Source organism: Pseudomonas khavaziana (genome assembly GCF_036704165.1).
In the GTDB taxonomy this organism is placed as follows: Bacteria; Pseudomonadota; Gammaproteobacteria; order Pseudomonadales; family Pseudomonadaceae; genus Aquipseudomonas; species Aquipseudomonas khavaziana.
In genome coordinates this window covers 1,289,047-1,303,972 of record NZ_CP129946.1, presented here as the reverse complement: position 1 = coordinate 1,303,972, position 14,926 = coordinate 1,289,047, and the positions used below count along the sequence as shown (strand labels likewise).

Annotated in this window: 9 protein-coding genes; 4 read left to right on the top strand and 5 right to left on the bottom strand. The window is 59.2% G+C overall.

Annotated features, from left to right (window positions below; all coding sequences use genetic code 11):
* The first annotated feature begins 2 nt into the window (after nucleotides 1-2).
* A complete protein-coding gene (locus tag QYQ93_RS05745) occupies nucleotides 3-680 on the top strand; it encodes a heavy metal response regulator transcription factor (RefSeq protein WP_043049762.1) in 678 nt (225 codons plus the stop codon).
* Nucleotides 670-2,034 carry a heavy metal sensor histidine kinase gene (locus QYQ93_RS05740; protein WP_338476499.1) on the top strand — a complete coding sequence of 455 codons (1,365 nt, stop codon included), beginning with the start codon at nucleotides 670-672 and terminating at the stop codon, nucleotides 2,032-2,034. Before QYQ93_RS05745 ends, QYQ93_RS05740 begins: the two co-directional genes overlap by 11 nt.
* Here QYQ93_RS05740 and QYQ93_RS05735 read toward each other — a convergent pair.
* The 5 genes from QYQ93_RS05735 to QYQ93_RS05715 form a co-directional block, all read right to left on the bottom strand.
* A complete protein-coding gene (locus QYQ93_RS05735) occupies nucleotides 1,923-3,542 on the bottom strand; it encodes a hypothetical protein (protein WP_338476498.1) in 1,620 nt (539 codons plus the stop codon). The genes QYQ93_RS05740 and QYQ93_RS05735 overlap by 112 nt on opposite strands.
* A 268-nt stretch (nucleotides 3,543-3,810) precedes the next feature.
* On the bottom strand, nucleotides 3,811-4,287 hold the full coding sequence (locus QYQ93_RS05730) for an SMI1/KNR4 family protein (RefSeq protein ID WP_338476497.1): 477 nt from the start codon (nucleotides 4,285-4,287) through the stop codon (nucleotides 3,811-3,813).
* Nucleotides 4,288-4,361: 74 nt separating this feature from the next.
* Nucleotides 4,362-9,014 (bottom strand): RHS repeat-associated core domain-containing protein, encoded by a 4,653-nt coding sequence (locus QYQ93_RS05725; protein ID WP_338476496.1) that lies wholly within the window; start codon nucleotides 9,012-9,014, stop codon nucleotides 4,362-4,364.
* 53 nt (nucleotides 9,015-9,067) lie between these two features.
* On the bottom strand, nucleotides 9,068-9,496 hold the full coding sequence (locus QYQ93_RS05720; RefSeq protein ID WP_338476495.1) for a DcrB-related protein: 429 nt from the start codon (nucleotides 9,494-9,496) through the stop codon (nucleotides 9,068-9,070).
* 46 nt (nucleotides 9,497-9,542) lie between these two features.
* Nucleotides 9,543-11,480: a type VI secretion system Vgr family protein gene (locus QYQ93_RS05715; RefSeq protein ID WP_338476494.1), complete on the bottom strand. Its 1,938-nt coding sequence runs from the start codon at nucleotides 11,478-11,480 to the stop codon at nucleotides 9,543-9,545.
* A gap of 472 nt (nucleotides 11,481-11,952) precedes the next feature.
* On the opposite strand from QYQ93_RS05715, the gene QYQ93_RS05710 reads away from it, so the two are divergent.
* Both QYQ93_RS05710 and QYQ93_RS05705 read left to right on the top strand, forming a co-directional pair.
* Entirely contained in the window at nucleotides 11,953-13,275 is a 1,323-nt protein-coding gene (locus QYQ93_RS05710) for an OprD family porin (protein WP_338476493.1), read from the top strand.
* A gap of 101 nt (nucleotides 13,276-13,376) precedes the next feature.
* A complete protein-coding gene (locus QYQ93_RS05705) occupies nucleotides 13,377-14,873 on the top strand; it encodes a diguanylate cyclase (RefSeq protein ID WP_338476492.1) in 1,497 nt (498 codons plus the stop codon).
* The last annotated feature ends 53 nt before the right edge of the window (nucleotides 14,874-14,926 follow it).

Sequence of the window (14,926 nt, the reverse complement as noted above, 5' to 3'; positions counted from 1 at the left end):
TCATGCGCGTCCTGATTATTGAAGATGAAGAGAAAACCGCGGACTACCTGCACCGCGGCCTTACGGAGCAAGGCTACACCGTCGACGTGGCGCGTGACGGCGTCGAGGGTCTGCACCTGGCGCTGGAAAACGATTACGCGGTGATCGTGCTCGATGTGATGCTGCCGGGCCTGGACGGCTTTGGTGTGTTGCGTGCGTTGCGCGCCCGCAAGCAGACGCCGGTGATCATGCTCACCGCCCGCGAGCGCGTGGAAGACCGCATCCGCGGCCTGCGCGAAGGCGCCGACGATTACCTGGGCAAACCGTTTTCGTTTCTGGAACTGGTAGCGCGCCTGCAAGCCCTGACCCGCCGCAGCGGTGGTCACGAACCGGTGCAGGTTACGGTCGCCGACTTATGGATCGACTTGATCAGCCGCAAGGCCAGCCGCAACGGCCAACGCCTGGACCTGACCGCCAAGGAGTTCTCGCTGCTCAGCGTATTGGCGCGGCGCCAGGGTGAAATCCTGTCCAAGACTGCCATTGCCGAGATGGTCTGGGACATCAATTTCGACAGCGACGCCAATGTGGTGGAAGTGGCGATCAAGCGCCTGCGCGCCAAGCTTGACGGGCCGTTCGAACACAAGCTGCTGCATACCATTCGCGGCATGGGTTATGTGCTGGAGAACCGTAGTGTCGGCTAATTCCATTGCCCTGCGCCTGAGCAGCATGTTCACCTTGGTGGCGTTGCTGATCTTCGTGCTGATCGGCGGCGCGCTGTATCAGCAAGTGGATCGCGGCCTGGGCTTGTTGCCCGAGGCCGAGCTGGATGCGCGCTATAGCGTACTGGAATCGTCGATCAATCGCTTCGGCACACCGGAGCATTGGGTCAAGATCAAGGCCAAGCTCAAGTTGCTGGGCGAAGAAGACAAGCGTATACGTTTCTGGGTGGTCAGCAGCGACTCGAACTACGAATACGGCGAGCCGGACGCCCAGATTCGCGCCTTTGCCCAAGGCCCGACCGGCAAGCACGACCTGCGCCTGCCCGGCCACGATTATCCGTTCAAGGTGCTGGTCAGCCAGTTTGCGGCCAAGGAGCAACGTCCGGCGCTGCGCTTCATGATCGCCATCGACACCGAAAACTTCCGCGCCACCCAGCACCACTTGCTGGTGGCGCTGGTCAGCCTGGCGCTGGTCGGTGTGGTGCTGGCGGCGCTGTTGGGGTTCTGGGTCGCGCGTATCGGCCTCAAGCCCCTGGGCAAGCTCTCGGACGAGGCACAGAAACTTGCGCCGCCCAAACTTTCCGGGCGCTTGCATCTGTCACCGCTGCCGCCGGAACTGAGCCAGTTCGTCAATTCGTTCAACGCCACCCTCGACCGCGTCGAACAGGCCTACTCGCGCCTGGAATCCTTCAACGCCGACGTGGCCCACGAACTGCGCTCGCCGCTGACCAACCTGATCGGCCAGACCCAGGTCGCCCTCACCCGTGGTCGTTCAGCAGAGCAATATTTCGAGGTGCTGCAATCAAACCTCGAAGAGCTGGAACGGCTACGCTCGATCATCAACGACATGCTATTCCTCGCCAGCGCCGACCAAGGCAGCAAGGCCACCAAGCTGATCGAAAGCGCCCTGGCCGATGAGGTGGCAACCACCCTCGACTACCTGGATTTCATCCTCGAAGATGCCCAGGTGCAGGTGCGTGTGCACGGCGATGCTCGGGTGCAGATCGAAAAGGCCCACCTGCGCCGGGCACTGATCAACCTGCTGAGTAATGCGGTGCAGCACACCGCGCCGGGGCAGGTGATCGACGTGTGCATTGAAATGCAGACACACCAGGTGACGATTGGCGTGACCAACCCCGGCGAGGCCATTGCCAGCGAACACTTGCCACGCCTGTTCGAACGCTTCTATCGGGTGGATGCCTCGCGCAGCAACAGCGGGGCCAATCACGGGCTGGGGCTGGCGATCGTCAAGGCGATTGCGTTGATGCATGGGGGGGATGTGTTTGTGCGTAGTGAAGGCGGCGGGAATACTTTCGGTATCACCCTCCCGGTATAGCTGCGTTCGCTGAACAGTCGACCTTTGCTATAGCTCGTGCGGGTGCGCAGCACTACGTCGTGCAGTGCGTCGCCCTCGAAGTCGCTGATTACCCGGCCGTTTAGGTTGAGCTGGTGCAGGTGGCCGCTGCCGTAGTACAGGTGGTTGAGCTGGCATTGGTCGGGCAGGGTCAGGGTTTGCGGATTGCCTAGCTCGTCGTAGTCGTACTGCAGAAGGCCGGCGCTGTTGGTCTCGCTGAGCAGTTGGCCGAGAGCATCGTAGGTGTAGTCGAGTTGCTGTCGGTCGCCTTGGTTATCGGTAAAACTGATCACCAGCAGGTTGTCGGCATTGTCATAGGCATAATCGGTGATGCCATCGTCGGTGCGTTTGCGGATCAGACGGCCGAGAGCATCGCGCTCGAAGTGGTGTTGCAACGGGGCAAGTGATTCGGTGGTGTCCTTACCGTCCAGCTCGGGCTCGGCATTCGACGCGGGGATATGGTGGATGCCGGTGACCTCGCCCAGCGGGTCGTACTGGTAGATGCGCCCGCTGCCATCCAGATCCTGCTGGGCCAGCAGGCGGTCCAGCACGTCCCACTCGAAGCGGTAGCGTTCGCGGTTTTCATTGCTCAGGTGCCGCAAGCGGTCATAGGCGTCGTAGCCAAATTCGACGCTGTGGCCGAGGGCGTCAACCCGCTGGATCAGCCGGCCACTACGGTCATAACGCAGGCGGGTGATACGCTGGGCCGGGTCGATGTAGGCGACGAGCTGACCGGCGGCGTCGATGTCGTAGCGATCGATGCGCCCGTCGGGGCGCTGGCTTTCGATCAGGTAGCCGCGGGCGTCATACCGATAGTGGGTATGCTCGCCGCGGGCGTTGATGGTTTCGCTGAGCAGGCCGCGCCGATCATAGCGGTAGTGGGTCTCGTTGTTGGAGCAATCGCGGTAGTTGAGCAATTGCCCGTGGGCGTTCCAGCGCAGGTATTTATGCTTGTCCAACGGGTCGGTGATGCATTGGACCTGACCCTGACTGTCGTACCGATACTGGGTCTTTCGACCGAGAGGATCTTGCTCCCACAGCAGATTACCCTGGCCGTCATAACCGAAGCGTTGGGTGCGCCCGGCGCCATCGGTGATGCTCAGTGGCAAGGCCCAGTGGCGGGTGTAGCGGATCCGTTCGCAGCGGCCCAGCGGGTCGCGGGTCTCGATCAGGCGGCCGAGTTCGTCGTAGCCGTATTGCCATACGCCGCCTTGCGGGTCGATGCTCTTGAGCAGTTGGCCGCTGAGTACGTCTTCCTGCCAACAATGGCCCATGGGGTCGATGTGTTTGTAGATCTCATAGAAGGGCCCCCAGTAGTAATGGTCCTGGCGACCGAGGCTGTCGGTGACGTGGGTTTCGCCTTTTTCCAGGTTGTACTCGAAGCGGTATTCTTCGCCATCGCTGCCCCAATGGCGGATGACGCGCCACTCATGGTCGGGTTGAGGTTCGAGCAGGGGCGGGAATTTGCAGAGGCTCCCGTCTGCGCGCACTGATTGAGGACGTTGTTCGGGAACTTCGAAACGTTGCCATTGATACTGCCGAGTCGCACCGCTGGGTAGGGCGTGGCTATCGAGGCAGCCTTGCGCCGTTTAAGTGAAGCGACGCAGGACCTATCGTAGATATCGAGCACCACATTCAGATCATCCCTGATGATCAGATGTTCCACACTTGCGGCTGAATGCGCGCCAAATGGCCGGGAGATCATCAGGGGATCGGTTTGTTGCAGATCTCTTAGTGCCATCATGGAAGGTTACTGCTTTATATAGAAAGCTCTCGCCAGAACTCACCATTCTCCGCGCGTACCGCAATTTCTACTTCTGACGGATTACCTTGTTTTAGAAATATAGTTCCGACCCCTCTTGCAAACATCGAAAAATTACAAGCGATAGTTTCTAGGTTTGTCATTTTTGATTCGCTGGTGATAGCGGAAATTTTTCCATTTTCTGTGTTTAGCAGTATTGTGTAGGGGTCGGAGGTGGCTATGGCGATGGTATTAGATGGCCTCAAGCTTCCGGTCCACCAGCGACTAAAATCATCATCAGAATTCATTTCTATAAGTTGCTCAATGTAATCGTCGTTTGTGCCGAATGATATTGCTCCTAAAGTAAAATTGTCCATATTGTATTTTTCGATGAAAATCCTAAATTCGCTCGGCAATCTCGTATTGATTGATCTTTCCAGCATATTAATATTTGTAGGAGGTGATGTGCGACGTTTAAGCATAAGATCGCTCATGTCACTTCCGAAAGACATAAACTTTGCTTCAAGCTGAAATTCAATTTGATCTATGGTAAGTAACATTGTATTTCTCACTTTGCGTGCCAAGGGCCGCCGCTGCCCACATGGGTTTTTGATGGTACAGGTATAGCATATTGTCCAAAGTTGACGTGGTGATGGACTAGATTGTCACCTTTGTATTTGGCATGTTCAGGAAATGCCTTTATCCAAGTGTTATCTATTTTAGGGGCTATGCCAAGTTCATTTATTCGGTATTGATTGCTTTTGCTTAGAGAGTTTGGTTGGAGATTTTTCCATTGTTGCCAAAACTCCCTATTATTTCTGATCCCACCATTTGAGGTTTTCGTCCCACTAGTGAATGTTCGTGTGTCTATTGAAAATTTTGGATCTGGTCGCCCGGGTGTCCGAGGGTCAATCCTAGTCTGATATGGATTATCACCTCTAGTTGGTTTTTGGCTTGCTTCGGAGCACGCGCTTAGTCCTAGCGGATCAAGCCATCCAGTAGGGTTGGGCGAATACTGATAGAGGTTCAACCCTCCCGCCAACCCAATCGGATCCGGCTGGGTAAACCGCCCCACATCCGGATCATAAAACCTGAAGGTGTTGTAGTGCAGCCCGGTTTCGCGGTCAAGGTACTGGCCCTGAAAACGTAGGTTCTGCTCACGCCCCGGCTGCTGATCATGCCACTCGTCCCGCGTCCTGCCCCAGGCCAGGTACTCGCTGTGCCACACCGTGTGGCCGTCAGTGTCGGTCAGCTGTTCCGGCAGCCCGGCCAGGTTGGTGTGGAAGTAGAAGATCGCCTCGCTGCCCGGTTTGCCGTCGACCCGTGCCAGCGGTTCATAGCTGTCCGGATCGGCATACACGTACAGGCTGGGCCTGCCGCTCTGCACCTCCTCGAGCAGTCGCAAGCCTTGCCAATGGAACAGGGTGCGGTTGCTCGGCTCGCTGGCGTTGTCGTTGTACACCTGCTTGCTGATGCGCCGGCCCAGCGGGTCGTAGCTGAACACCACCCGTTGGCGCAGGGCGCCGTTCTGTTGATGCACACCGATCAGCCTGTGTTCGGCGTCGTACTCGAAGCGTTGAATGCGGCTGATGCCACTGCGTTTTTCGCTCAGTCGCCCAAAGCAGTCATAGCGATAACGTTTGTCCTGATACACATGCACCCGGTTGTGCTTGATCAGGCCGTTGACCCGGTAGCCATCGAACAGGTTGCCTGCCGGATCGTAGTTGAGGCTCTCGATGTACTGGCCCTGCACCCCAGGGCTGCTGCGGTGCATGCTCTGGATTTGCTCGACGGGGTTGTAGCCGTATTGGGCGCTACCTTGGTAGCTCTTGCCGGTCGATGATTGGTTCTGGAAGCGACCCATCAGGCTGTCGTCATTGGCCGCCGTAGCCGGGCGATTAGCGCCTGGTCGCTGGGTCTGGGTCAGTATCTCTGCCACCAGGTTGTCGCTGGCGTCGTACTGGTAGTCCTTCTGCAACAACGGCAACACTTCGCGGGCGACCTGCTGGTAGTGCAACGCCTTCTGGCTCAGTCGGCCATTGCGGTCGTAGCGCGTGCGGGTCAGCAGACTGCCCTGGGTGCGCAAGACCTCGTCATGCAGTTGGTCGCGTTCGAAGTCGCTGATCACCCGGCCGCCCAGGTTGATTTGATGCAGGTGGCCGCTGCCGTAGTACAGGTGGTTGAGCTGGCGTTGGTCGGGCAGGGTCAGGGTTTGTAGGTTGCCCAGTTCATCGTAGTCATACTGCAGCAGACCGGCGCTGTTGGTCTCGCTGAGTAGTTGGCCGAGAGCATCGTAGGTGTAGTCGAGTTGCTGTCGGTCGCCTTGGTTATCGGTAAAACTGATCACCAGCAGGTTGTCGGCATTGTCATAGGCATAATCGGTGATGCCATCGTCGGTGCGTTTGCGGATCAGACGGCCGAGAGCATCGCGCTCGAAGTGGTGTTGCAACGGGGCAAGTGATTCGGTGGTGTCCTTACCGTCCAGCTCGGGCTCGGCATTCGACGCGGGGATATGGTGGATGCCGGTGACCTCGCCCAGCGGGTCGTACTGGTAAATGCGCCCGCTGCCATCCAGATCCTGCTGGGCCAGCAGGCGGTCCAGCACGTCCCACTCGAAGCGGTAGCGTTCGCGGTTTTCATTGCTCAGGTGCCGCAAGCGGTCATAGGCGTCGTAGCCAAATTCGACGCTGTGGCCGAGGGCGTCAACCCGCTGGATCAGCCGGCCACTACGGTCATAACGCAGGCGGGTGATACGCTGGGCCGGGTCGATGTAGGCGACGAGCTGACCGGCGGCGTCGATGTCGTAGCGATCGATGCGCCCGTCGGGGCGCTGGCTTTCGATCAGGTAGCCGCGGGCGTCATACCGATAGAGGGTGTGCTCGCCGCGGGCGTTGATGGTTTCGCTGAGCAGGCCGCGCCGATCATAGCGGTAGTGGGTCTCGTTGTTGGAGCAGTCGCGGTAGTTGAGCAATTGCCCGTGAGTGTTCCAGCGCAGGTATTTGTGCTTGTCCAACGGGTCGGTGACGCATTGGACTTGGCCTTGGCTGTCGTAACGGTACTGGGTCTTTCGGCCGAGAGGATCTTGTTCCCACAGCAGGTTACCCTGGCCGTCGTAGCCGAAGCGTTGGGTGCGCCCGGCGCCATCGGTGATGCTCAGTGGCAACGCCCAGTGGCGGGTGTAGCGGGTCCGTTCGCAGCGGCCCAGTGGGTCGCGAGTCTCGATCAGGCGGCCGAGTTCGTCGTAGCCGTACTGCCATTCGCCGCCTTGCGGGTCGATGCTCTTGAGCAGTTGGCCGCCCAGCACATCTTCCTGCCAGCAGTGGCCCATAGGGTCGATGTGTTTGTAGATCTCGTAGAAGGGCCCCCAGTAGTAATGGTCCTGGCGACCGAGGCTGTCGGTGACTCGTGTCTCGCCTTTTTCCAGGTCGTACTCGAAGCGGTAGTCTTCGCCATCGCTGCCCCAATGGCGGATGACGCGCCATTCATGGTCAGGCTGAGGTTCGAGCAACGGGGGGAAGTTGCAGGACCTGCCATCTGCGCGCAAGGATTGCGGGCGTTGCAGGGGCGTGTCGAAGCGTTGCCATTGATACTGACGAGTCGCGCCGCTGGGTAGGGTGTGGCTATCAAGGTAGCCTTGCGCCGTATAGGTGAAACTACGCAAGACCTGGCCGGTGGCATCGAGCACTTCCTGCAGCTGACCTCTTTGGGTGTAGCGATAGCTGGCAAGGAGTTCGGTGTGTTCGATCTGCGGGTTATCGCCAAGCTTGATGTAGAGCCGCTCCACTTGGCTGACTCGCTTCGGGTGTTGCGTTTCATAGCTCAACCGAACGGTGGTTCGGCTCGAACCGTCGCACACGTAGTGCAGTCGCCCTGTCTGATCGTAGAGAAGCCCCAGCGTATTCAGGTTGCGATCACCCAGCTTGATCAGGCGTGAACGTTTCGGGTTGTGCGGGTCGGTCTGGAAGACTTGGTAGAGACCGGTGTAGATGTCCTCAACCACGGTCTGTCCATCCTCCAGTTGAAAGAACGCCAACCCGTCGAGCACGCTGACAAAGGCATCACCTGCTTTTAGCCGACCCAGTTCCAGGCGGGTGCCTTCTTCGTCGACATAGATCCACAACTCGCCGCCCTCGGGATGAGGCACGCGCAGGATTTCCACCTCGTAGGGGACACTCCAACCCATTCCGAACAGGCCGTCTCGGCGCAAGTCGTTGCTGTCGTAACCCCTGGCCCATTCGATGGGGAGCAGGCCCGGTAAAGTGAAGTCGTGATCCTCCTGCCCACCCAACACCTTGCTTCCGGCTGAAACAATCACCGGGCTGCCTTTGCACGGACGGATGCGCGGCTGCGGTTTGGGGCTACCCTTCGGTCGCGGCCTGAGCTTGATTTTGCGCGAGATCAACATCCCGGCCACCATGCCGGTGAATTGCGCAATCTTGCTTTTGCCATTGCGGATATCCCGCACGGTCAGTGGCTCGCCACCTATGCGAACGTTGGGAGACACATTGGCATCGCTGTCGATGGTTGCATCGCACGTGGTTTTGTCGCCGGCTCGGGCGGCAGGCTGCCCGTTGATGAACACCTTGCTGGACCCTTGCGCGATGTAGGTATCGGGCATGGGAGGATGACGTTCGCAAGTGACCTTATCCTGGTCTGCTGGCTCCGTTCCCGGGGCTGCTGGTGTCGTGACCGGCGGATTGAAGATGTCGTAGATCGCCATGCCCAGCCCGAGCACAGGCAAGAGCATGGGCGCGGCGGACATCGCCATTGCGCCTACATTGTCCAGAAATGACGGTTCTGACTCCTCTTCGGCAGCATCCGCGCCGCCACCTCCGGAGCTGCGCCCTGCAGCCCGAGCTGCGGGCTTTCCGTTGATGTTGGTATTTTGCGAGCCGCTTTCAATCTTGCCGAATGGCTCTGCCGGGAACACGCTGTTGGCGAGAGAATCACACCCGTCGGTGATGGCTTCACCAATGCTCTTGTCGCCTATGGGAATCATGCTGGCACCGCCTACCAGTGCTCCGGCAATCACAGGGACCAGCACTGCCGCCGCACCGCCCGTGCCCACAACCGCGACAACAGTGCCGGCGATAGCCGCCGCAACAAGAGCGGTAGCTGCGGCGTAGACAACCGCTTCTGCTAATGCGCTCATCAGCTCGGCAGCCAGGGGGGGGTGAAGGATCGCGTCTCCTTCCCTGGCGGCATGGACGTTCTGCGCCATTGGTGTGTGCTCCTTGCTGAACTGGCGTGTATGCAAATGGGGGAGTGAACTGATCAGGTAAAATGCAGGCTGTCTTTGATCGCCCGCCAATGGCTGATATCGGCTTCGGTAAGCGCGCTGTGTTTGCTGTAGTTCAGGACCAGCAGGCGTTGTTGCCCAGGCAGTTGGCAGGCCAACTGAAGCTGGTACATAGGCTGATTTCCGTGAGTGAACTGGAGTGCTGCTTCACGACCTTCGATTTGCTTGTCTTTCCCAATAAAAACGGTCACGGGGTCAGTGCAGGTCAACGCGGTGAGCCGTTTGTGCAGCAAGTCCAGTTGAAACGTGTAGGCCTCATCGAGGCTCTGGTGTTCTGGTAGCGCGCTACGAGCGATGACCAAGGTGGTTTGTCGCTCGCGAAACTGGAGCATGTTCAGTGTTGTGTCTTCGGGCATCTCATCGCCGAGGTCGACGTTGAGATCCTGAGTCAGGTATCTGGGCATTCAGGTGTTCCTTATTTTGGGAAGTACAGGTCAGCCATCAACGGTCTCAGTCGTGCTGAAAATGGCTATTGGCTTCGTCTTGGAGCGCGCTGGCATCTCGCCCACCAGCGGAAACGGCAGCAGTGCCGCCTTCCACGTTGAGATCCAACATGCCGTCGGGGGTGTTGATCTGGCCGGACTGCAAACCGGTGATATTGAAGTTCTCGCAGGTGATGTTCAGCGTGCCGTTGGCATGTAACTCAATCACCGTCTTGCCGCATTTCAGGCGTAAAGCGCTGCCCACTTCGACGGTGTATTCGTCGGCGATTGAGTCACTTTTGCTGCCGCCTACTTTTAGCGTGTCATTAGCCTTAACCACCCGCATGCGGGTGCGGCCGACGGTGATGGTCTCGTCTTGGCCTACTTGGCTGCTCCGGTCAGCGCCAATGGATTGGCTCTGGTTGTTCTTCACCACCGTGTTCTGATCTTTCTGGGCATGGATAAACACCTCCTCCAGGCCCAGCTCATCTTCAAAGCGCAGCTCATTGAAACCTTCGCCCTTATGGGTGCGGCTTTTGATGGTCATCCGCGTCTTGTGTTTGGGCAGCTCGTAGGGCGGCAGGTTGGTCTGCCTGTAGGCGGCCCCCGTGGCGATCGGCTGGTCAGGATCTCCGTCCAGGTGGCTGATCACTAACTCCTGACCCACACGCGGGATGGCTATCGAGCCCCAGGTCGCCCCGGCCCAGCCTTGGGTGACGCGGATCCAGCAGGAGCTGTGGTCGTTGTTTTTATCCGCGCGATCCCACGGAAACTGCACCTTGACCCGGCCCCATTCATCGCAATAAATCTCTTCCCCTGGCGGGCCGACGACGGTGGCGATCTGCGGGCCGTCGATGCAGGGTTTGGCAGGCAACGGCGCTTTCCAATCCGAGGTCCAGCGGATGGCGCTGGCTTTCAACGTATAAGAGGTACCGAGGCCGCTACCAAACGACTCTTCCTGCAAGCTGGTGTGCTGTTTGCCTTCGTGCTTGATGGCGATGGTGCGCCAGCGATCATTGAAGTCCTCACGGGGATGATCGTTGAGGTCGAAGGCCAGCCCCGGTTGCAGACGCTCATCGTCGCCTTCCACATGGGCCAGTTTGGCGTCGTTGCGCAGGGCGGCCAGGCGGGTCTTGGTGAAGGGCTTACCCGCTATATCGCGTTTGTAGCGCCCGGGATAGTCGTAGCGTTCGTAGTCCTTGTGCTGGTTGTTCAGGTCCTGGTCGCCGGTGGCGGTGTGCTGCTGGTTGTAGCGCGGGTGGGTGAAGGTGTAGTCGCGCTGCACCTGGCGTGCGGTGCGCACTTGTTCGGTGTAGTGGAAGCGGGTCAACGCCGGCTCCTTGGAGTCGCCACCACCCATGGGCTGGTAGATCACCGGGCAGTTGGTGTGGGTGCCGATGGTGCCCAGGCCGCCGACGCGGTCGGTGAGGACGAGGGTGTGGCCGTCGGCGCGGTGTTCGAAGGTGTAGAGCAGGCCTTCTTCGGCGGCGAGGCGGGCGATGAAGTCGAGGTCGGTTTCGCCGGCCTGCACGCAGTATTCGCGGGGTTGGTGCTCGAAGCAGATTTCGCTGCGGATGTCGGTCAGTTTCTGCTCGGCCAGCATGCTGGTGATGATGTCGGGCACGGTCTGGGCCTGGAAGATGCGCCAGTTGGAACGTAGGTTGAAACGCGCCAGGGTCGGCTCGACTACGGCGGTGTAGCGGGTGCGGCGAAAGCCGGTGTCGCCTTGTTGGAACAGGCTGACCAACCCGTGGACGTAGCGCACCGGGGTGTCGTCGCGCCAGATGGTGAAGACGGCGGCCAGGTCGAGCATGCGGTAGAAGTCGATGGCCGGGTGGTGACTGACCAGCTCCAGTTCGAGTTTGAACGGCTGGGACAGGCCTTCTTCGAGGGTGAATGAGACCACTTCGAAGGGATCGCCCCGCAGCGGTTGGAAGGTGTAACGAAGGTCGCTTTGACGGGGCATGAGGGCATCCTTGTAATACGCCTGAGACGGACGCAATCCTAGGAAGCTGTGATCTGGCACTTCAATGGTGTGGAGGAAATCGAGAGGCGTCTTACCCATGCAACTACGACGAGCTGTCGGACATTTCTGCACTACTCAAAGAAAGCCGTTCAACTCCAGATAAATCGATCGACAGCTTGAAAAAGCCTGAACGCCCCACGTTCGAGCCTCACTGTTGTAGTTTTGGCAACAGTCATTATCTTGTTACACTCTGTATCGCACCGCTCCCCTGCGTTACTTTGACGCATCGATGAGCGCGACGGCAAAGGCAGCTGACCCGCTTACCCGAATTTCCCTCGACTTTTTTCCAGGGCTCTACACTGGGAATCTGTCTTAAAGCCGCTGACTTCAGCGGCTTTTTTTTGCCGTAAAAAAAGGCCAGGCACACCCCCACGACACTGGCCGTTCTTGATTGACCAAAGGAGCTCCACCGGTGAAGAACTCGCTGACGTTCACCCCGTTATTCCTCGCAATTACAGCAACGATCACTCCCCTCGCCCAGGCGGCAGACACCACCCCCACCGACGGTTTCGTCGAAGGCTCCCACCTCACGATCAATACGCGCAACTACTACATGAACCGCGACCGTCGCGACATTCATACCGATGACAGCAAGGAATGGGGCCAGGGTTTTATCGGCACCTTCGAGTCCGGCTACACCCAAGGTACCGTCGGCTTCGGCCTGGACCTCAATGCGATGCTCGGCCTCAAGCTCGACGGTGGTGGCGGCACCGATGGCTCCAGCATCCTTCCCTACGGCAGTGGCAACGGCAAGGCACCCGGATCGTTCTCTACCGCCGGCGGCACCTTGAAAATGCGTGCCTTCGATACCGAACTGAAAGCCGGCGACCTGTACCTCAACAACCCGGTGATCGCTGGCGGCATGACGCGCATGCTGCCCCAGACCTTCCGTGGTGTGAGCCTGACCAACCACAGCTTCGACGGTTGGATGATCGAGGGCGGCCAGGCCAGCTTCACCAAGCTCTACAACCAGAGCGGCCACCGGCGCATCGGCACCAGTTATGGCGCCTTACCCGCCAACGCCGACAGCCAGCACCTGGACTGGGCCGGCGTATCGTTCAGCGGTATCACCGGACTGACCAGCAACCTGTACGCCTCCGAACTCAAGGACGTATGGCATCAGTACTACTACGACCTGGAATACACCTATGCTCTCAACGACCTGGTCAGCCTGACCCCAGGCCTGCACTACTACCACACCCAGGACACCGGCCAATCGATGCTGGGGGATATCGACAACAACACCTACAGCCTGCATTTCACCGTCGGCGTGGGCAACCACAGCGTCACGGCCACCTACCAGCGGGTCAACGGCAACACGCCGTTCGACTACATCACCCAGGGCGACAGCATTTACCTGGACAACTCCCAGCAGTACTCGGACTTCAACGGCCCCAACGAGCGCTCATGGAAGCTCAAGTATGCCTACGACTTCGCCGGCCTCGGTGTGCCTGGCCTGACGTCCGCTGTGTCCTACATCAGCGGCAAGACCGACCTGACCAAGGTCGACCCCAACAGCCGCGGCTACAGCAGCTGGTACAGCGCCGATGGCAAAGATGCCAAGCACTGGGAACGGGATATCGATTTGAAATATGTAGTGCAAGCCGGCAAGGCCAAGGACCTGTCGGTGCGCCTGCAATGGGCGACCAATCGAGGCAGCAATGGCTATTCGGCAGTGGATCGGGACGTGGATGAGTACCGCGTGATTGTGGACTACCCCATCAACGTCTTCTGACAGCGTTCCTGATGTGGGGGCTTGCTCCCACATTTTGGTTCTGGGACCTATTTCAGAGTTACTACTAAGCTATGGGCATCCCCAAAGCAGAAGTGCGTCCGATGAGCCCAAGCCTTACCCGTCCTGACCGCCGCCCGGAGCGCTTGCTGATCCTGGGCAGTACGCTGACAGTGTTGCTGATCGTGGGGATCGTCACCGCGCTGCTGATTCGGGAACAGGCCAATACCTTGCAGACGGCCAAGCGCACCGCCAACACCATCACTCAATTGATCGATGCCGACGTGCTGCGCAACGTGGAGCTCTACGACATGGCCCTCAAAGGCCTGATTACGGCAGCCGAGCGCACTGACCTGCAAGACGTTTCAGCGAGCATCCGTCATCTGGTGCTGTTCGACCGCTCGGCGGCGGCGCCGTACAAAGGCGATATCCTGCTGCTGGACCCGAACGGCGAGGTGATTGCCGATTCGTCCCTGCTTACACCCAAGCTGGGTAACTTCTCTGATCGGGATTATTTTCAGGTGCACCGCGAGAATCCGGACGCGGGGTTATATATCAGCCGTCCATTCATGGCCCGCTGTGTGTGCGATGACCCATGGCGCATCGCATTCAGCCGTCGTGTTTCGTCACCGGACGGGCGTTTCCTGGGAGTGGCCGCGGCCTCCATGCGCTTGTCGTATTTCCACCAGTTGTTCAGCAGCCTGAATATCGGCCGCAACAGCACCATCAACCTGCTCAACCACCAAGGCATCCTGTTGGCCCAAGAACCTTTGCTGGAAGCAGGGATGATCGACAAGGATCTCAGCCAGCGCCCCAATGTGGCACGCATGCTGCGCGAGCGCGATGGCAGCTTCCAGAGTATCTCCAGTATCGATCACCAGGCGCGGCTCTACAGTTTCTCCAGTGTGGGCAACCTGCCGCTGATTGTCGCGGTGGCCCTGTCCAGCAACGAGATATTTGCGCCATGGCGGCGTGCGGCGTGGCTGGTGAGCATCGCCACAGGCGTGCTGTGCGTAGGCCTGTTGTGGCTGACCTGGGCGCTGTGCATGGAGCTGCGCCGTCGTCATCGCGCTGAACAGGTGCTGTCAGAACTGGCAGCCACCGATGCCCTCACCGGCCTGGCCAACCGTCGCACCCTGGACGAGCGCCTGCGCCTGGAATGGGACCGGGCACAGCGCTCGACCGAGCCCTTGACCATGCTGATGATCGATGTGGACCACTTCAAGGCCTTCAACGACCGCCACGGTCACCAGGGTGGCGATGATGCGTTGCGCGCGGTCGCGCAGGTGATCGACAGCAATATCCGCCGTCCGGCCGACCTGTCAGCACGCTATGGCGGTGAAGAGTTTGCCGTGGTGCTGCCCCATACCGACGCCAAGGGCGCCTGGGTGATCGCCGAGCGCATCCGCATCAGCGTCGAGCGTTTGCCACGGGTGGCTGGGGGTAGACAGCCGGTTACCGTGAGCATCGGCTTGAGTACCTGGCACAAACACAGCCGCAATACCCTTGAGGACTTGCTGCTAAAGGCCGACCAGGCGTTGTATGAGGCAAAGCACAGTGGACGCAATCGGATTGTCGATGCCGCGACCCTGCCCGTGTAGGAGCGAGCTTGCTCGCGAAAAACTCATGGGCACTGCGTTCAATCAGGATGCCC

Excerpts from the sequence above, each read along its gene's own strand:
- QYQ93_RS05745 (WP_043049762.1), top strand. The coding sequence starts at position 3 with ATGCGCGTCCTGATTATTGAAGATGAAGAGAAAACCGCGGACTACCTG.
- QYQ93_RS05730 (WP_338476497.1), bottom strand. The coding sequence starts at position 4,287 with ATGAGCGATCTTATGCTTAAACGTCGCACATCACCTCCTACAAATATT.
- QYQ93_RS05725 (WP_338476496.1), bottom strand. The coding sequence starts at position 9,014 with ATGGCGCAGAACGTCCATGCCGCCAGGGAAGGAGACGCGATCCTTCAC.
- QYQ93_RS05720 (WP_338476495.1), bottom strand. The coding sequence starts at position 9,496 with ATGCCCAGATACCTGACTCAGGATCTCAACGTCGACCTCGGCGATGAG.
- QYQ93_RS05715 (WP_338476494.1), bottom strand. The coding sequence starts at position 11,480 with ATGCCCCGTCAAAGCGACCTTCGTTACACCTTCCAACCGCTGCGGGGC.
- QYQ93_RS05705 (WP_338476492.1), top strand. The coding sequence starts at position 13,377 with ATGAGCCCAAGCCTTACCCGTCCTGACCGCCGCCCGGAGCGCTTGCTG.